Raw genomic sequence first — 19,214 nt, 5'->3', positions numbered from 1 at the left:
CCAATGCGCGAGCGAACTTATGAGTGCTTTCTTTACAAAGGCAATGTTAGAAAATGCTCGCAGTCGGATTTATTTGGGGATTCATTACCAATTTGATTCTGATGAAGGAATGAAAGCAGGAATAAGAATCGCCGATTATGTTTTTGACCAAAAGAATGGGATGCAAGCCCCGTCCTTCTAGGACGGCTTTTCTTGATTTCTAATGTATTGCGTTAGTATTTCAATTGGCGCACCTCCAACGGATACAGCAAAATAACTGGGACTCCATAAAGCTGCGCGTGTTGCCGGGGGGATACTCCCCCCGGCAAACTCGCGCAGCTTTATGGGGCTTTATGTATCCAGCTTGTCCATAACGACGACTAGAAACACCTTTTAAGGCATTAACAATTTGAGAAATAGACAATTTAGGCGGATATTCGATAAGTGCATGAACATGATTGTCTTCACCGTTGAACTCAATCACTTCAAAATCCATCTTCTTGGCTACTTCATTAAACGAGTTTTTAATCAATTCAAGACTTTCGGACGTGAAGACAGACATACGATATTTGGTAACACAGACCAAATGAATCTTAAGGTCTGTAACACTATGTCTTTCACGGCGAAACTGGCTTGTCATGTTTTGTAGATCAAAGTATAATTGTCTTACAGACCAATTATAACACTGTCAGTGAAAGCCAGATACCAGTTCCGATTCTACCCGACAGACCAACAGCAACAGCTTTTAGCTCAGTTGTTTGGTTGTGTTCGTGTGGTTTGGAACGATGCTCTTGCTATCTGTAAGCAGTCTGAAAAGCTACCGAGTAACAACGACTTGCAAAAGTTAGTGATTACGCAAGCCAAAAAAACTGAGAAGCGGTCATGGTTGTCTGATGTTTCTAATATTCCATTGCAGCAATCTGTAGCTGATTTAGGAGTCGCCTACAAAAACTTTTTTGATTCACTTAAAGGTAAGCGGAAAGGTAAAAAAGTTGGCAGTCCTAAATTCAAAAAGAAGACTGCACGACAATCAGCACGATTTAGAATTGGTGGTTTTTCTATCAAAGGAGATAAAGTATATTTAGCCAAAATTGGTAATATTAAGCCTATTTTGTCTAGAAATTTACCCTCAACTCCATCAAGTGTAACAGTCATTAAAGATTGTGCAAATCGTTATTTTCTCAGCTTTGTTGTAGAGGTGGAACCTGTTCAATCCGATGCCAAAAACCAAAGTATTGGTATTGATTTGGGAATTAAAACCTTTGCAGTTATGAGCAATGGAGAGAAAGCAATAAGTCCCGATTACTCAAAGAAAGACCGCAAAATTCGCAATCTACAACGTCAGCTAGCAAGACAACAAAAAGGTTCTAAACGTCGTGAGCGTACCCGTCTAAGAATTGCCAAAAAACACAACAAACAAGCAGATACTCGCCAAGATTTCCTACACAAGCTATCAACCAAAGTGGTTAGTGAAAACCAAACTATTATTTTGGAAGATTTGAATGTGTCAGGGATGGTTAAAAATCGCCAGTTAGCAAGAGTGATTAGTTTACAGGGATGGAGAGAATTTCGGGTATTTTGTGAAGCTAAGGCTGAAAAACTTAACCGAGACTTCAGAGTAATTAATAGATGGGAGCCTACTAGTCAAACTTGCTCTTGCTGTGGGTATCGTTGGGGCAAAATTGATTTGTCTGTTCGCTCAGTACTTTGTTTAAGTTGTCGTACTGAGCAGGATAGAGATGAGAATGCAGCTAAAAATATAGAAATGGTCGGCATGGGGCATCGGCACGACCTTAAACGGACGGGGAGTGATTGTCAGACTACTTCGGTAGCTATTTGCTGTGAGCCGTCAAGAATCACCGACCCTTTAGGGCGGTGAGTATGTCAAAATTATCTCAATTCTATGTAATCGGTTGCGTTCTTTCTCTGCCTGGAGCGGTTTTTGTATTCAGTGGGGCAAAGGAGTATCAGCGCTCGAATGAGTTGGTAGTTAAAATGTATGCGTTTACCGCTAGGTGAACGCTTCTTGTATCAGGAGTTTAATTGCTCCAAACTGGTAATCACGGGCAAGTTGCTTCAATTGATTTGCTAAAGGAGCGTGAGAGTCTGGAATGTCCTGAAGAAGTTGTTCAATTTCTTCTTCATCGCCAATTTGGGCAGCGGTATACAGCGCAGTCAGCCAATCGGCACCCATGACAGAAAGATTTTGTGCTGTCAGCACAGTAGAGGTGTTTTGAGCAGTTGTTATGGAACGGTCATCCGAGCCCTCTTGACTTTCTGTATAGAAAAATTGCAGGTTTAAATACTCTGCCATCTTCCTGTAGAGAAAATTTTCATCAAAGGGTTTGATGACAAAATCGTTGCAGCCAGAAGCTAGGGCTAGGGTGCGATTGCTGGTTGATGCTTGAGCTGTCAGTGCAATGACAACAGGGAATTTTCCCGTAGAAAGGGCGCGAATTTTTTGAGTGGCTTCATAACCATCTAGTACGGGCATTCGGAGATCCATCCAAATCAAATGCGGTTGCCACTGTTGCCAAAGGGCAATCGCTTCTTGTCCGTTGGTTGCCTCTCGGATCTCCATTCCTAACTGAGTCATTAGTGTCGTCAACAGCAAACGGTTTTCGGCGAGATCGTCCACAATGAGAATGCGGTACTTGGGTTGACCGGGAACTAGCCCAATTAGCTGTCGCTCTTGTTTGGAAGCAGGAACACTTCCTCTTGAAGGAATTTGAATGGGAAGACGAACAAAGAACGTACTGCCTTTTCCCACTACACTGCTAACTGAAATGTCACCGTTCATTAAACGAGCCAATCGACGACTGATGGTTAACCCCAGCCCCGTTCCACCCGAAGCCATTTTTCCAGAGCCACTTTGCACAAATGCGTCGAATACTACTTCAATCTCATCGTCTGCAATTCCCACACCTGTATCTTCGATTTCAAAAATTAAAAGAGTTGTACGATCTGCCCGAGCCATTGAAGATTCAGAGGATTCAATAATGCTTTGAGCGATGGCTTCTGCTTTTACTCGTAGTGTTACGCCGCCTTTCTCGGTAAACTTGATGGCATTGCTTACCAAATTAATTAAGATTTGACGCAATTTTTTAGCATCTGTGGTGATGAACTGAGGAACCTCTGGAGCAATCTCGAAGCGAAACTGTAAGTTTTTGGATGCCGCTTTGTGGTGCAGCATATCTTCTAAGGCTCTTAGAATCTCGAAGAGATCGAAACTGATTTTTTCTACATTAATGCGGTTGGCTTCAATTTTAGAAAGGTCAAGGATATCTTCGATCAGGCTCAGCAAGTGCTCTCCACTGCGGTGAATGGTTTGAATTGTTTCTTTTTGAACAACCGATAAGGATGGCTCGCGGCTCAGTACTTGGGTAAAGCCCAAGATGACGTTCAGCGGTGTTCGTAGCTCGTGACTCATGGAAGCCAAAAAGGTACTTTTTGACTGGTTCGCCGCCTCAGCCGCTTCTTTGGCCTGTTGCAGTTCCAGTTCAATGCATTTGCGATCGCTAATGTCTTTATGAGTTCCTATCATTCGTAGAGCATTGCCTTGTTCATCACGGGCAACAACTTTGCCATAATTCGCAATCCATTTCCATTCACCTGATTTGGTTTTAACGCGGTAGTCAAACCCATACGGAACCGAGCTATCTTGCAGGTGAGCATTGAGTGTACCGAATACCCAGGATTTGTCATCCGGATGAATCCATGTGTTCCAAGTGTCAGGATTTATGGACAGTTCATCTGCCTTGTAACCCAGCATTTCTTGATAGCGAGGACTGACATAAACCGTTTGGGTTGCAAGATTCCAATCCCACAATCCATCTCCAGATGCTTCTAGAGCCAGCTGCAAGCGTTCCTCACTCTGTCTGAGGGCTGCTTCCGCTTGTTGGCGTTCGGCTTCAATGCGCTTGCGAACGCTAATATCGCGGCAGATACAAATTAGTATGTGTTCATTTTCCAAATCTACATTGCTCACACTAATTTCTACTTCATATAGTGAGCCATCTTGACGACGATGGACTGTTTCAAACGGAGCATTGATAAAATGAGAGCTTTGAATAATTCGCGCCAGTTCTTCTTTACTCCATTGAGCATCCCAATCAGAAACGTGGAGCGTTGCAACTTCTTCTGGGGTATAGCCAAGCATCTGGGCAAAACTTTCACTGGCTTCGATGGCATTTCCAAGTCGATCGAGAACAACAATTCCGTCAAACGATGCTTTAAACAGCACTTTGCTGCGGAGAAGTTCTTTTGCTAATGCTTCTTCTGTACGCTTGCGCTCGGTAATATCTAATGCGGTTCCCAATATGCGGATGACCCGTCCTCGTTCATCTCGAATTGCTTTACCTCTAGCTTCCATGTACCCAAGTGTACCGTCACTGTGGAAGAAGCGCAGGTCGATTTTATAAGGGGTTCCGTTTTTCGTGGTTTGCTCGAGATGTTGTTGGAGTAAATGGCGATCGTCAGGATGAATACAGTTGAAATGTTCGGTGTATCCCGGTTCTGGATTGGCTGGATCGAAGCCAAACATCCGAAACAATTCTTCTGACCAGATAATTTGCTGGGTCATAAGGTCTAATTCCCAATTGCCAACGCGAGCGATTTGCTGCGCTTCAATCAGGGCGGCTTCAGAGCGGCGCAGTTGTTCTTCAATTTGTTTGCGATCGCTGATATCGGTATGAGTTCCAATCACCCGCAATGGACGATCCCGTTCATCGCGGCTCATAACTAAGCCTCGAGCTAAAATCCACTTATAAGTCCCATCTTTGCATAAGATGCGATGTTCGCTCACATATTGGGGAACTTCACCCCGAAAGTGTTGTTCAACTTCGGCATCCACCCGCTCTTTGTCGTCTGGATGGACTCGCTTATCCCATTCGCTCAATTGATTTCCAATTTCTGTATCCAAAAACCCCAACATTTCTTTCCAGCGATGGGAGAAAAAAACTTCATTCGTTTGAGTATTCCAATCCCACAAACCATCCCCGTTTCCTTCCAAAGCATATCTCCAGTGTTCTTCGCTGGCTCTCAAAGCTTCTTCAGCACGTTTTAAGTCTGTAATGTCTTGAATTTGAGCAATAAAGTGTAAGGGATTTCCCTGCTTATCTCGTACCAGAGATCCATTCAGAAGAATCCTTACAATATGTCCAAGCTTGTGGAAATACCGTTTCTCCATCTGGTAGGTGAAAATCTCACCTGCTAATAGCTGATGCACGTAATACAGATCTGTTGCTAAATCATCAGGATGGGTAATGTCTTGGAAGGTTAACGCTAACAACTCTTTTTCGAGGTAGCCAACAATCCGGCATAAGGCAGGATTAACTTTAACCCAGTGTCCGTCAAGTGACACGATCGCCATCCCAATGGACGCATCTTCAAAGGCATGGCGAAACTGCTCTTCACTATTTCGTAACGCCGCCTCAATTTGTCTGTATTCTTGTTCAGCGCACTTGCGCTCGGTGATATCGCTGCCAATGACTAAAAATCCGGTTAAAGATCCTTTTCTATCGCTTAATGCTGTCACCGAAAGCAGCACTGGAAACCGAGAGCCATCCTTACGAATGTAAGACCACTCAAATTCTTCAACCTCTTCCCGCTTGGCTTTAGCAACCAACACTTCAAATCCCGGTTCAATCGGTACTCCCAATTGTTGAGAGAGATCTCCTGCGCGATGGACGACCTCTTGAGAATCGTGAAATATGGCAGGAGTCATTTTACCAATCGCTTCTGCGGCTGCGTAACCAAGCATTTTTTCAGCACCGGCATTAAAACTGGTAATTGTACCGTCTACCGTTGTTGAAATCATGCTGTAATTTGCACTGTTAAGGATCGCCTTTTGCAACATTAGGGTCTCTTGTAACTGTCGCTCTGCTTTTTCTCGTTTAAAGAATGCCTGTTGCAAACGCTCGTTGGTTTGTTGCAGTTCACCCGTGCGCTCTGCAATTCGCTGTTCTAATTCTAGATTGAGCTGGTTCGCTCTCTGAATTGCCAAACTCAGGCGTTGCTCGCTCGAAAGCAGTTGGGCTGTGCGCTTTTCTACCCGCCGCTCTAAGTTGACATTTGCTTGCTGCAACTGGCGTTCAACTCGTCGTCTTTGCAGATCGATCCGATTCAGAGATCGCGCTTTCCAACTCAGCAATCCTGTAAAGAGCAGAATATCCAGCGTGCTGATTAACGCTGCTTCAATTGCTTCTTCATAGAAATGCAAATGATGACCCAAGGCACAGGCTCCACCTACTAGAACAGGCAGAGTGATTGTCACGGGTAGCAGTCGCCGCATCATCATGCTTCCAGCTCTGTTGCCAGTCAGAAGGGGTATTAGCCCGCTTTTGGGAAGCGAAAAAAAAATGCCGACACTGAGTAACTGAAAGGCAATCGCGGTATGAATTCCCATTCCAGTCAAAGGCTCTATTGTATAGAAAGACACATGTCCGTAAAAATATCTCAGTAAGCCGACAGAGCTGAGAAACCACGCTATCACCATCATGCCTTGAGCCAATCCAACCATGGAACGGCGATCGCTCTTTAGCAGCAGGAGAGCCAACCCAGATGCTAAGAATGCTACTGCAGTATTAGGAGCCATGCGACCCGGTATTGCAATGCTACCCGTTAGTTCTGGTTGTTGCATCAAGAGTTGATCGATTCCCAAATTGACGTTAAACCCGTATTCAATTAAGGTCAACGAGGCAACCAAGATAATTAAAAATGCACAAGAAAAAATGAAAAATTGAGTTTTTCTTTTTAATTTTAAATTTTGAATTTTAAACTGTTGATGCCATGTCCTCAAAGCTGTTCCTGCCAGGATAAAACACAAGGCTGTATTCGCCTTCATGGTGGGCAAACCGGGTAACCCGCTTTTAAGCAGGGGAATATTGAATATCCATCCCAAGATGCTAAAAAAACCAATCAGTATCACTGCGAGGCTGAATTTGTTAGAGAGCGATCGCAGTGATAAAATTGGTAGAGAAGTTTGATTCTTGGGTTGCTTTTTCATAGCCAATTCAATTGCAATTTATCATGAAATATTCCCAGCGAAAATAATGAACTGAATAATAGCGAAAAAACAATCAACGGTTTATGACATCTGACTCGCGGATTTTTATGGCGAGCAACGCCCATCAACAATAGGATTTCATCAGGTAAAGACTGCATCCGCTTTCTCCATTCTAGAGATCGTGTTACCAATTGAAGTACTCAGACAAGGCTGTTTGTAGGAGCAGTAACGATTTCGCCCCTCATCTTTTGCTGTATATAATGCTCGGTCTGCGAATGCAATCAGATTGTCAAAAGAGGATTCATCTGTAGGAATTAAAGTAGCAACGCCCATACTGAGAGTCACAATACTGTTTACTTGAGAGCGTGGATGAGAAATGTTTAAATTCGCCAGTGTTACCTGAACCCGCGCTGCAACATTAAGTGCTTCTTGAGTTCCTGTGTTTGGAAGGATAACGGCAAACTCTTCCCCACCATAGCGAGCAGCCAAGTCCCCAGGACAGCGAATGCTTTGAGCGATCGCTTGAGCCACCTGTTTTAAACAATCATCTCCTGCCTGGTGTCCGTAGTGGTCGTTGTAGGCTTTGAAAAAGTCGATATCGCATAGAATAAGTGATAGCGGTGCTTGTTCTCGCCCTAGCCCCTTCCATTCCTGTTGTAAAAATTCATCAAAATAGCGGCGATTGGCAATCTGAGTCAACCCATCAAGGTTGGCTAGACGCTGCAATTCTCGATTAGCCTGTCTGAGACTTTCCTCTGAATGCTTGCGCTCCATAAACCCACCCAATTGCACGGCGATCGCACTCACCAGTTGAACTAGCTTTGTATCCAACTCGTTTTTGCTCCGCTTAAAGAAAACCATAATTGCCAAGACTTGCCCATCTAGAACTATCGGCACAGCAAAAGCTGCTTTGAGCCCAACTGCACTGGCATCTTGCGATCGTAAAAATACGGAAACGGGTGTAGGAGACAAATCAGCAATCCACTCTGGTTGCTGGGATGCCCAGACCCTACCCACCAGACCCGCATTGCAACTAACCATATGAAACTGGTTAGTTTCAACAAAGTGCCGCAGTTGTAAATCTTGTGAATTGTAACAAGTCCGGTTTAAGTAGAAGGCTGTTCCATCAGGTGTAGGTGTCCAAGCTTCGCCGTAGTCCCACGCGATCGCCAGCCTCACTTTGCACAGCATTGCACCTAGAGCCGCCTCAAAATCTAATGCCTCGCTCACCGCCTGAATTGTGGTTAATAACAGTTGAGTCTCTGCTTGTGCCTGTTTTCGCTCTTGGATCTCTTGTTGGAGTTGTTGCTTTTGCCATTGGAGTGTGAGTTGTTGCTGAACTCTCGCTAAAACCTCTTCAGCCTCAAAGGGCTTTGTGATGTAGTCTGCACCCCCAACGGTAAAAGCTTTGACCTTATCTGCCGTGCTATCCATAGCACTGAGGAAAATCACGGGAATCTCACATATTTGGGGCAAAGACTTCAACGTCGAACAAACTTCATAGCCATCCATTTCTGGCATTTTAACATCTAGCAAAATCAAGTCAGGTGGTTGAATCTGAGCCGACTCCAGCGCAGTGGCTCCGTTTAATGCCTTCCTAACCTTGTATCCTTGCTGACTCAAAATGGATGCCAGTACCCGCAAATTGTTGGGTTGATCGTCCACAATGAGCAAACTCCCAGCACCTTGCGCCATAGTTCACCTTCCTTAAGGGGTTTTTTAATTCAGAAAAGACCAGTCCGATACTTAAAGATGACCTTTTAAAAGGTTAAACCTCAACCGTAAATTTTCTATTTTTACGTAAATTTTCGTAAATCTTTTAACAATCGAGCAAAAGCCAACCCGGTCCAAAACCCGTAGTATGCCTTAAATTCAGTTATGCTACAGTTACTTTTTTTACCGATTCTATATTTTGATTTTCCAATGAAATATTCAGAACCGAAGTATTGCGGTTTAATAAAGATACCCTAAATTTTAGTATTTTCTATAAGTTTTATAATGGGTTCAAATTTAAAATCATTCACAAATTCCTGTAAAGCAAAAGCTAAGGTAACAAATTTCTCTGGAATTTGTTCGATGAGTTGAGCTATTTCTTCGTCATCACACAACTGTGCTGAACGATACAATTGCTTCACCCAGTTTGACGGCATTTGAGATAACAAACACTGTAGTTCGCTCTCAGACGATTGTTGTGAAATTTCTTCCTTTTGTTGTGCATAAATATATTGCAATCCCAAATAGGCTGTCATTTTAACATATAAATATTCTTCCCTAACAGGTTTGGTGATATAGTCATTGCAACCGAGAGCAATTGCTAAAGCGCAATCCCTTTGTGAAGCATGGGCTGAAAGCGCAATAATGACAGTTTTATCACCTCCATTTTCCGCACGGATTTTTTGTATGGTTTCATAACCATTCATGACTGGCATTTGGATGTCCATCCAAATGAGATGGGGTTTCCACTCTTGCCACAGATGAAATGCTTCTTGCCCGTTACTGGCTTCGCGCACTTCCAAACCCAAACGAGTCATGAACTCTATCAAAAGTAAGCGATTTTCCGGTTGGTCATCCACGACGAGAATCCGGTATTCTGGTTTGGTGGCCAGCCCTATGACTTGACGGTGCGATGGCTCTTGTGGTATTAATGCTACAGGCACAATGCGGACGGGAATTTCAAAGATAAACGTACTTCCTTTACCGAGAGTGCTGCTTGCAGAAATATCACCGCCCATTAACTGCACAAATTTGCGGCTAATCGCAAGCCCCAACCCAGTGCCTTCTTTCGATATCTTTCCCGATTGGCTTTGCATAAAAGCATCAAAAATTTGCTCGAGTTCATCAGTTGCTATACCAACTCCAGTATCTTTTACCTCAAAGCGTAAAATTTGGGAAAACGGTTTGCCTGCGCCTTGTCCCGACGCCGAAGTCCCTAGTTTCAGCCTTAACATCACACCACCCTCAGTTGTAAATTTGATGGCATTACCTAACAGGTTGAGGAGTACTTGACGCAGTTTTTTGCAATCTGCAATAATGTATTGGGGTACGTCTTTGGCAATTTCTAAGCTGAAGGATAAGCTTGTGGCATCTGTCCGCTGTTTCAGCATTGCGGCTACAGATTCTACCAAATCAATTAAGTCAAAACTGATTTCATCTAACGTGAGGCGATCGGCTTCTATTTTAGAAAAGTCCAGTACATCGTTAATCAGATTGAGTAAGTGATCTCCACTGCGGCTGATAATCTTTAAATGTTCTTGCTGCTGGGGAGTCAGGGTTTTGTCATGGCTCATAACTTGGGCAAATCCCAAAATCACATTCAAGGGAGTACGCAATTCATGACTCATGGCAGCTAAAAAAGCACTTTTGGCTTGGTTGGCGGCTTCGGCTGTGGTAGCAAGTTCCTTTGCCTTGGCTTCACTTTCTTGTAAATCCCGAGTGCGGTCAAAAACGCGTTGTTCTAGTTCCGCATTGGCTTGCTGCAAACTCTTTTTTGCACGGTAGTTTTCTGAGACAATTGCTAGGACGGCCATTGTAGTCACAGAGATGGTGCCCATAAACAGTTGCAGGAACAGAAGAGTATTCTTTGTGAGAGCAACCTGATAAAAAAAACCTAATTTGTAAGAGGTAGTAATGGCAGCAATCGTGGCAATGAACATGACACCAAAAGTGGCAATTTTTGCGCCAAAACGAAAGGCAGCCCAAAGCAATGGTGGTAAGAGGAGGTATTCTACAGGTTGGTTTTTGCCAAAGGTGAAATAGGCAACGGCAATTAAGCTCGTACAAGCAACTAACACCTCCCAATGCAGCCAAGATTTGGTTGTGGAATCTCGTTGCGATCGCCCCCACGCTATAATTAAGGGAGCATACACCAAAATCCCAATGGCATCACCAATCCACCAATTGTAGAAAACTTGTAGAAAATTGTGCCAAGCTGTAAACCCATTCAGAGTCACTCCGACTACGCCAATGGCTGATTGCAGGATTGTTCCGGTAAATAGGCTGCATAGAGTAAAAACCACTACATGGCTGACTTGAGTAAAGGGATAAGTCGTACCGATGAAGCGTAAAATCAGAGTGACTGAAATGAACGACCCAAGGGTTGTACCAGCAGCCAAGAAAGTAGCAATTGGTAAATTAGCTGAGTTAAGGAGATTACCACAAAATGCTCCTAAGAAAATACCCAGCCAGCGCGATCGCCCCCAAAGTAACAATAACCCAACTGCGAAGCCCGCACTGGGCCACACGGGTGAACCATACTTTGAAATAGGTAGTTTATAAAGCACTAACCACGCGGTTGTCACATAAACAACAGCAATAACGAGAACTTGAGTTAACCAACGGGTATTATTAATTTTCAAACCAAGACGAACAAGAAACCGGGATAAAAGTAACAGGTGGTTTTTCAACATCATAGGTGGGTGCAAGTAAAACGAAAGCAGAGCGGTAAAACCTGTTACAGTTTTATCAAAGGTCTGAAAGTACCCCAAATTATCGACTCGAAGGCAGAAGGTACTAAAAGCACGCCTTACTAACTTTTAATTCGTCTGAAAAATATTTTGCACCATTTTTTTTCCCGAACTTTCCGCCATACGATCCAGCTGTGCAACCTCACCAGCATCTAAATACCAGCCCAAAGCACCAATATTTTCCCTTGCTTGCTCTACAGATTTTGCTCCAGGAATCGGAATGGTTCCTTTACTCATACACCAGTTGATTGCCACTTGCGATATGGTCTTGTTTCTGACTTCCGCAATCTCTCGCAAACAGGCTAACAACGGATGAATACTCGGTAGTAATTGCCTAAATAATAAACCACGAATACCTTTGGGAAAAGGACCTTTTTCCGAATATTTTCCTGTCAATAACCCTAATGCCAAAGGGCTATAGGCAATCAATTTAATTCCAAGTCCATCACAGATCTCTTTCAAACCCAGTTGGGTTACGGGATAGGTAGACAAAAGTGAATACTGAACTTGTAAGGTTGCGATTGGTACGCCTCGCTCTGCAAATCTTTTATACACCCATTGGAGCCGTTTGGGACCATAGTTAGATAAACCCACTCCTTTCACAAGCCCTTGTTGGTAAAGATCGGCAAGACCATCTAAAAGTTTACCCTCTTGCCAAGGAGCATAATTTGCTGTAGACCAATGCATTTGCACCAAATCGACATTTCTTCCCAAGCGTTGGGCTGAGGATTGACAAGCAGACACTATGGATTTTCGTGTCAACCTCCACGGATAAGCAGCAAGTTTTGTGGCAATGCAAATATCGTTTTTATTGGAACCCACGTATTCTTTGGAAAAACGTCCCAACAGTTGTTCGCTTCGCCCGTTTAATCTTCCTGTTCCGTAGGAGTCCCCCGTATCAAATAAGGTCACGCCATGACTGACGCACAAGTCAAAAACAGCTTGCAACTGGCTATCCATACTTTCATCGTACCCCCAGAGCAATCGGTTACCCCATGCCCAAGTTCCACAGCCCATAGTTGAAAGGGAGAGTTGGTGATGCATTTTATACTTATCCTTTACACAAGCTTATTCAAAAGTTCATCGTTAGACCATCCAGTTAACAATATCAGCATCCATAATATGACATATTGACTAACTACTTATCAGACATCTCCAAAAAACAATGTAAAGACTGGCTATGCTTGGTCTCTACAAAGATTGTAGATGACGAACCATTCATTATCTGGAGATATCTATTCTCTAGATAAGAATCAACACTGGCACAACTAGCTTAATATCTGCGTCTACCACCTCAAGTATGCTCCATCTTTTTCAAGATCCCATGCAGAAACATCAATGCGTCAGCTTAAACAAACAAACACCATCGCTTTATTCTTTAATAAGCAGAAATGCTTGTAAACTATAAGATTGGTGGGTTGAATCAGAAAAACACGCGGTGGAGCGTGTGGTTAGTTACAGCATTCTTTAAAGCTATGAAATTGACATCACGTTTCATGACTCAAGGTTGGCGGCGAATACTCAAATCTCTGTTCCCCATCCTTGTTGTACTCTCGTTTACTACGGTACTGCTAGTAGATAGCTTAACTCCGACACTGGCACAACTTCCACGTCACGAAATTCGTGGTGTCTGGATGACCAATAACGATTTCAATGTCATGAGAGATCGTTCTAAAGTACAGGGTGCAGTTACCCAACTGCGGAAGTTGAACTTTAACACGATTTATCCTGTTGTATGGAATTCGGGCTATGTCATGTATCCCAGTGCAGTAGCCAAACGTGAGGGAATTCAGCCTTTTGTCTTGAAAGGCAATGATGGACGTGATATACTTGCAGACCTGATTGCCCAAGCCCACAGTCAAGGTTTGTTTGTGATTCCCTGGTTTGAATTTGGATTCATGACTCCAGAAACATCAGAACTAGCCATGAATCATCCAAATTGGCTGACTCAAAAGCGTGATGGCAGTAAAGCTTCAGTTGGTGCAGCTGGCGAAGTCGCATGGCTCAATCCATTTCATCCAGAAGTACAGCAATTTATCCGCGATCTTGTACTGGAAATAGTGACTCAATATGATGTCGATGGCATTCAGTTTGACGATCACATGAGTTTGCCCTCGGAATTTGGGTACGATAAGTACACAGTTTCACTGTACAATCAAGAGACTAAAAACACTCCTCCGAGCAATCCTCAAGAACCATCGTGGTTGCGCTGGAGAGCGGATAAAATCACAGCATTTATGGTACAGCTCAATCAAGCTGTCAAAGAAAGAAAACCAAACGCAATTTTTTCTGTTTCCCCCAATTACTACGATTTTGCCTATAAGTTTCACCTGCAAGACTGGCTCACTTGGGTGCGGATGAATATCGTAGACGAACTGATCGTGCAAGTTTATCGACCCAATCTGGACAGTTTTATTCAAAAGATTTCCCGCCCGGAAATGCAAGAAGTGCAACAAAAGATTCCTACCGGGGTCGGTATTATGGCGGGGTTGCGGAATAATCCAGTTCCCATGCAACAAATTAAAGCTCAAGTGCGAGCTGTTCAAGAACGCGGTTTGGGTGTCGCCTTCTTCTACTTGGAAAGTCTGTGGAATTATGCGCCCGAACCCACTGCACAAAGACTGGCTGGGTTTCAAAGCTTGTTTCCTTATCCCGCCGCCCGTGCTAGGGCTGAAGTCCGTTCTGTTAGTACAACTGAGACTAACAGAGACTTGGAATTAGAAATCCGCGAGCAGTGATCGTTGAGTGTCAGTTAGGGCTGAATTTTCACTTGACTTGCGGCTTTTGTTGCTTTTTCTCTGGCTTGTTGCACGTTTTCTCCTTTGGCTAAAGCAACTCCCATCCTTCTATAAGGATGGGCATTTGGTTTACCAAATAGTCTAATATCTACGTCTTTTTCTGCTAGCGCTTCTGCTACACCGATGTAGTTTATACTGTCCGAACGTTCGCTAGCCAAAATAACAGCACTAGCAGAAGCTCCAAACTGTTCTATCTTGGGTATGGGCAAACCTAAAATGGCTCTCAAGTGCAGTTCAAATTCGTTGAGGTTTTGCGAGATTAATGTCACCATACCAGTATCGTGGGGTCTGGGGGAAAGTTCGGAAAATATGACCTCTTCTTTTGTAATAAAAAACTCAACGCCAAAAATTCCCGCTCCACCTAACGCATCGGTGACTTTTTTTGCTATTTCCTGCGCTTCTAATATCTTTGTGTCTGTCATTTCTGCTGGTTGCCAAGATTCTTGATAGTCTCCTCTTTCTTGGCGGTGACCTATAGGAGAACAAAAAATTGTTGGTGCGTTCCATTGCTTTATTGTTAGCAATGTAATCTCAAGTTCAAAGTGAATGAATTCTTCAACGATGACTTTTTGGCTGTCTCCTCTAGAACCTGCGATCGCATAATTCCAAGCTTTCTCTACTTCGCTTTGGTCTCGCACGGTAGACTGTCCTTTCCCTGAAGATGACATCACCGGTTTGACAACATTGGGAAATCCAATTTTCTCAGAAACAGCGATCGACTCGTCTAAGGTTGTTGCATAACCGTATCTAGCAGTCCGAATCCCTAATTCTTGATGGGCTAGCTCTCTAATTCTATCGCGATTCATCGTATAGTTAGTTGCAGCCGCAGTTGGGACGATCGCAATTCCTCGTTGCTCAAATTCGAGTAGTTTTTCTGTTCTAATGGCTTCAATTTCTGGTATAATGAAGTCAGGCTGGTGTTTAACGACAACAGCTTCTAGATCGTCAGGGTTTAGCATCGAAATAACTTCATTGGCGTCGGCAACTTGCATTGCTGGAGCATCAGGATAGCGATCCACAGCAACAACATAATTGCCAAGTCGTTTTGCTGCAATGACAAATTCTTTCCCAAGCTCTCCCGAACCCAGCAACATTAGTTTTTTTGGCAGCTTGATGGAACTCATGATTTTTTCCTAGCTATATCGCTTGTGTCTGTTGAACAATTTACCATCTGACCCGATCTTGCGGTGCGAGTGTTTGCGATCGCCCCGAGCGCAAGAAAATGTACACATATTCGCTGACTCTGTGAGTTAGACTCTATAGTACTGGGGCTAATTTCACATCTGATGCCAATACAGGCTCGCTATGCTAATCTGCCAAAATCCTGAATGCTCGAACCCGTTTAACTCTGATGGCAACAAATTTTGTACTAGCTGCGGACAGAATCATTTTAGCAATCTCCTGAGACATCGGTACTGTGTGAAAAGATTGTTGGGGGAAGGGGGTTTTGGCAGAACATATGCAGCTGTAGATGTTGACAGACTCGATGCACCCTGTGTTATAAAGCAATTTTTCCCACCAGTGCAAGGAACAGCACGTATTAAATCAGCAGAATTGTTCAAGGATGAAGCCAAGCGGCTTTACGAACTCGGAGAAGATCACCCTCAAATTCCGCGATTGCTTGCTTACTTTGAACAAAGTACGAGTTTGTATCTCGTTCAGGAATTTATTGAAGGACAAACTCTCTTACAAGAAGTCAGACAGCATTCCTTTGAAGAAAGTCACATTCGAGATCTTTTATTGGATTTATTACCAGTTCTGCAATTTATCCACGAACGTAATGTTATCCACAGGGATATTAAACTGGAAAATATCATTCGCCGCAAAAGTGATGGCAAACTCGTATTGATTGATTTTGGCGGTGCTAAGCAAGTGAGCCAAACGACTTTAAAACCGGGTACGGTTATTTATACTCCCGGTTATGCGCCTGTAGAACAGATACAAGGATATGTCTGTGAAGCTAGCGATTTATACGCTTTGGGTGTAACTTGCGTCCGTTTGTTAACTCAATGTTTGCCTTCAGCAGATGTATCGGGAAATTTCTCGGATAATCTCTACGATGCTTACAATGCTCAATGGTTGTGGCGGGAACGTTTGCAGGAAAAAGGTGTTAGCGTTAGCACTGAGTTAGAGCAAATTTTGGATAAGTTGCTGCAACATTTTGCTAAAGACAGGTATCAATGTGCTAAAGAAGCTTTACAGCATTTGAATGGCAAACAAAAACTTGAATTAAAATCGTTTAGTTTTTATGTAGTGACTGTCGATGCAAGAGGTCAAGAAGTCAGTCGCGATCGCCGCAATGCAAACTTTTTTGTTCAAGGCTTGGGTAACGAAGTCACTTTAGAAATGGTGGAAATTCCCGGTGGGAATTTTATGATGGGATCGCCAGAAAATGAAGGGTTTCATGATGAATATCCCCAACATCTTGTTACGGTAGCACCTTTTTTCATGAGTAAATTTCCCATCACTCAAGCACAATGGGAAGCTGTTGCAGCGTTATCTTCTGTCAATAAACCATTAAATCCAGAGCCATCAGGTTTTCGAGGTGCAAATAGACCCGTGGAAAATGTCTTATGGTATGACGCACAGGAATTTTGTGCGAGACTATCGCAAACAACCAAACGAAATTACCGTTTACCAAGCGAAGCGGAATGGGAATATGCTTGTCGTGCTGGAACTTCAACACCGTTTCATTTTGGCGAAGCAATAACGACGGATCTAGCCAACTATAATGGAGATTTTGCTTATGCAGGAATTCATACCTTTAAAAAGTCAATCACAGGTAAATACCGCGAGCAAACAACACCAGTAGGTAGTTTTCATGCCAATGCATTTGGATTGTACGATATGCATGGCTTAGTTTGGGAATGGTGTGCCGATCCCTGGCACGATAATTATCTTGCTGCGCCAAATGATGGGAGCGTGTGGGAATCGGGAGGCGATAGCGATCGCTGGGTGCTTCGAGGCGGTTCATGGTATGACCACCCTGCAAAATGTCGCAGCGCAAATCGGAGTAAAAATGGATCGGGAGGATATAGCAATTATGGCTTTCGGGTGGTGTTATCTTCTTTAACTTGATTTGAGCAGGTCATTTTATTCTTCTTCATCCCAAGCTAGAGGCTGAGAACGAGAGGACGAGAAATGAAAAACAAAAAAGGCGAGCAATTTGCTCACCTGAAAGGAAGTCGAAATTGAGACTATAGAAAATCTCTAAACCAGTTTCAAATCTGGATACTCAGCTAAGATGTCATCAGAAGTGAGGGTATCCCCAGAAGCTTGTGGAGTCCACAGCACTTCCATAGCTAGGAGTTGCTCCCCAGGAATACTTCCCATAACGCGTAAAGCTTGACGCAAATCATCAGGGCTGTTAACTTCTGGAAGTTGAAATTTACCCAGTGTTGCAGCGAGTAAGGTAACGATAATGTATTCCCCAGGACCTTCTGCAATCAATTTGGTAGGATTGTCGAGTTCACCCCCTGCAGCAGGTAAAGCATCTTTAGGTGTTGCTGCTTTCAGCTGGTTATTAACGTTAGTGAGAGTTTCTTCACTAAATTTGCTGCGTTCTGCTATTGATAAACGATTAAACTGTGACTCAGCAGCATTTAAACGTGCTTGTTGCGTTCCCGAACCAGCATAAACCCAGTATTCTGGATGGCGTAACAGGGCGAGGCTTGCTTCTTGTAAAATTTCTGCTCTACCTTCAGGAGAGTTGGTGTCAGCAGTTTCAGCAATGTAGTTGAGTTCGTTTTGCAAACCGCGAGCGCTAGCTAACAAACCAACTTGCAGGCGGGTGACGGAAACATTTGGGTTGCTTCCAACTTCTGTTTCACCACTACCACCACCCACACGGCGGAAGGTTTGGACAAAAAAGTTTGCGATCGCTATAAATATGAACACGCTGAACAGAGTCCCTAACCCACCCCCAAATCCAAAAAAGGGTATCAGGAAAGGAAAGCCAAAACCGCCACCACCACCATAGGGATAGGGAGCGTAATATCCTCCACCGGGGGGTGCATAAGTCCGGGGAGATGAGTAAGGACGGCTCGAAGGGACTCTGAAAGAACCACCTCCGATCCTACCTCCACTAGCGGCTAACGCTCCATTAGCTTGACCGAATGCTAATGCGAACACAAGGCTTAGGAGGAACAGGGTTTTTAAAACGGGTTTGATAGCTTGTTGTAGTTTTTTATGCATAATCCAGTCACTTGAAAAACAGTATTGGTTATTTTTTCTCCCAATCCTAATTATGAAGGTCTGTGGGTGACGTCAGCCTGTAGCCCTAAGGGGTTGTTGGTTTGAAAGGCACATTTCCAATGTACTGTCTTCGCTCTGTGCTCAACAGCGAACTTTGGGGGGATTTCTGGAGTTGATAACCGAACAACATAGTGATTGGGGACTGTAGCATCCTATTCGAGAGCCGAACACGGGAGACAAGAAAGAGGTGTTTGTAACTCCCACACGGACTCCTGTCTTCACTTGCTCTGCCTTTGGTTGTATATCCTACAGATACTTGTTCTCCACAAGTAATTTTTTTTACTTATTTTTTAATATTCTAAATTTTAAATAATTTTAAGCACAACGAGCAATCTATACCAAAATAAGGTGACTGTTGAAATTGCTCATCCTAAAAAATAAATTTTTATAACTATAGTTAAATCTCTATAGCACTTGGTTCTAGGCTTCTTTAAGAAGTTAGGACTTTCAGCAAGAAAAATAAAATATTTTTTTGTAAAAAAAGATAATTAAGAAAGGTAGCTTTTTGGCATTTTGGCATAAGATATAAGTGGTATTCAGATATTCTAAGAACAATAGTAAACCAGCGTAGTTTCAACAGGAGTCGGTTGCTGTGTATTTTACAATCACGGCTAACTCTTTTGGTTCAAGTCCAAAAAGCAATTATTCAGCAGATCGAACTTCGATATCAACTTAAGGTCAAGGGGTAACCTATGAACTCTCGAACTAATCCTT

The 19,214-nt window shown here is 43.3% G+C and carries 10 protein-coding genes and 1 pseudogene; 4 read left to right on the top strand and 7 right to left on the bottom strand.

Features of this window, described 5'->3' with window-relative positions; genetic code table 11:
* Positions 1–19 precede the first annotated feature (19 nt).
* Positions 20–181 (top strand): hypothetical protein, encoded by a 162-nt coding sequence (locus AB0756_RS11745; RefSeq protein WP_167844598.1) that lies wholly within the window; start codon positions 20–22, stop codon positions 179–181.
* Here the strand turns inward: AB0756_RS11745 and tnpA are convergent.
* A pseudogene (tnpA, locus tag AB0756_RS11740) lies at positions 178–619 on the bottom strand (IS200/IS605 family transposase). The gene AB0756_RS11745 and the pseudogene tnpA sit on opposite strands and share 4 nt — an antisense overlap.
* A 51-nt stretch (positions 620–670) precedes the next feature.
* Here tnpA and AB0756_RS11735 point away from each other — a divergent pair.
* Complete coding sequence (locus AB0756_RS11735; RefSeq protein ID WP_050045229.1) at positions 671–1,858, top strand: RNA-guided endonuclease InsQ/TnpB family protein; 1,188 nt, start codon at positions 671–673, stop codon at positions 1,856–1,858.
* A 132-nt stretch (positions 1,859–1,990) separates the two neighbouring features.
* Here AB0756_RS11735 and AB0756_RS11730 read toward each other — a convergent pair whose 3' ends face one another.
* The 4 genes from AB0756_RS11730 to AB0756_RS11715 all read right to left on the bottom strand — a co-directional run bounded on the left by AB0756_RS11730 (position 1,991) and on the right by AB0756_RS11715 (position 12,492).
* A complete protein-coding gene (locus AB0756_RS11730) occupies positions 1,991–6,985 on the bottom strand; it encodes a PAS domain S-box protein (RefSeq protein ID WP_050045118.1) in 4,995 nt (1,664 codons plus the stop codon).
* A gap of 141 nt (positions 6,986–7,126) precedes the next feature.
* Positions 7,127–8,680, bottom strand: coding sequence for a diguanylate cyclase domain-containing protein (locus AB0756_RS11725; protein WP_050045119.1), 1,554 nt, complete (start codon positions 8,678–8,680; stop codon positions 7,127–7,129).
* A 272-nt stretch (positions 8,681–8,952) separates the two neighbouring features.
* Entirely contained in the window at positions 8,953–11,394 is a 2,442-nt protein-coding gene (locus tag AB0756_RS11720; RefSeq protein WP_137986071.1) for an MASE1 domain-containing protein, read from the bottom strand.
* A 123-nt stretch (positions 11,395–11,517) separates the two neighbouring features.
* Positions 11,518–12,492, bottom strand: a complete 975-nt coding sequence (locus AB0756_RS11715; RefSeq protein WP_038079240.1) for an aldo/keto reductase — start codon at positions 12,490–12,492, stop codon at positions 11,518–11,520.
* Positions 12,493–12,923: 431 nt separating this feature from the next.
* On the opposite strand from AB0756_RS11715, the gene AB0756_RS11710 reads away from it, so the two are divergent.
* Complete coding sequence (locus AB0756_RS11710) at positions 12,924–14,186, top strand: glycoside hydrolase family 10 protein (protein WP_237265804.1); 1,263 nt, start codon at positions 12,924–12,926, stop codon at positions 14,184–14,186.
* Positions 14,187–14,200: 14 nt separating this feature from the next.
* On the opposite strand, the gene purT is transcribed toward AB0756_RS11710, so the two are convergent.
* The gene (gene purT, locus AB0756_RS11705; RefSeq protein ID WP_038079238.1) at positions 14,201–15,373 is read right to left on the bottom strand and encodes a formate-dependent phosphoribosylglycinamide formyltransferase; all 1,173 of its coding nucleotides are present in this window, start codon (positions 15,371–15,373) and stop codon (positions 14,201–14,203) included.
* Positions 15,374–15,551: 178 nt separating this feature from the next.
* Between purT and AB0756_RS11700 the strand changes: the two genes are divergently transcribed.
* Complete coding sequence (locus AB0756_RS11700) at positions 15,552–17,324, top strand: bifunctional serine/threonine-protein kinase/formylglycine-generating enzyme family protein (RefSeq protein ID WP_038079236.1); 1,773 nt, start codon at positions 15,552–15,554, stop codon at positions 17,322–17,324.
* Between the two features lie 132 nt (positions 17,325–17,456).
* Here the strand turns inward: AB0756_RS11700 and AB0756_RS11695 are convergent, their stop codons facing one another.
* Positions 17,457–18,440 carry a DUF1517 domain-containing protein gene (locus AB0756_RS11695; RefSeq protein WP_038079234.1) on the bottom strand — a complete coding sequence of 328 codons (984 nt, stop codon included), beginning with the start codon at positions 18,438–18,440 and terminating at the stop codon, positions 17,457–17,459.
* Positions 18,441–19,214 lie beyond the last annotated feature (774 nt).

Origin of the sequence: Tolypothrix campylonemoides VB511288_2 (genome assembly GCF_045999855.1) — a bacterium.
Taxonomy (GTDB): domain Bacteria; phylum Cyanobacteriota; class Cyanobacteriia; order Cyanobacteriales; family Nostocaceae; genus Scytonema; species Scytonema bouteillei_A.
Note: the sequence above shows the minus strand (reverse complement) of the source record. Positions and strands in the feature narration are given on the sequence as shown.

What these genes read in the sequence shown, in the direction of transcription:
- AB0756_RS11745 (WP_167844598.1), top strand. Translation starts at nt 20, where the DNA reads ATGAGTGCTTTCTTTACAAAGGCAATGTTAGAAAATGCTCGCAGTCGG.
- AB0756_RS11730 (WP_050045118.1), bottom strand. Translation starts at nt 6,985, where the DNA reads ATGAAAAAGCAACCCAAGAATCAAACTTCTCTACCAATTTTATCACTG.
- AB0756_RS11725 (WP_050045119.1), bottom strand. Translation starts at nt 8,680, where the DNA reads ATGGCGCAAGGTGCTGGGAGTTTGCTCATTGTGGACGATCAACCCAAC.
- AB0756_RS11720 (WP_137986071.1), bottom strand. Translation starts at nt 11,394, where the DNA reads ATGATGTTGAAAAACCACCTGTTACTTTTATCCCGGTTTCTTGTTCGT.
- AB0756_RS11715 (WP_038079240.1), bottom strand. Translation starts at nt 12,492, where the DNA reads ATGCATCACCAACTCTCCCTTTCAACTATGGGCTGTGGAACTTGGGCA.
- AB0756_RS11710 (WP_237265804.1), top strand. Translation starts at nt 12,924, where the DNA reads ATGAAATTGACATCACGTTTCATGACTCAAGGTTGGCGGCGAATACTC.
- AB0756_RS11700 (WP_038079236.1), top strand. Translation starts at nt 15,552, where the DNA reads ATGCTAATCTGCCAAAATCCTGAATGCTCGAACCCGTTTAACTCTGAT.
- AB0756_RS11695 (WP_038079234.1), bottom strand. Translation starts at nt 18,440, where the DNA reads ATGCATAAAAAACTACAACAAGCTATCAAACCCGTTTTAAAAACCCTG.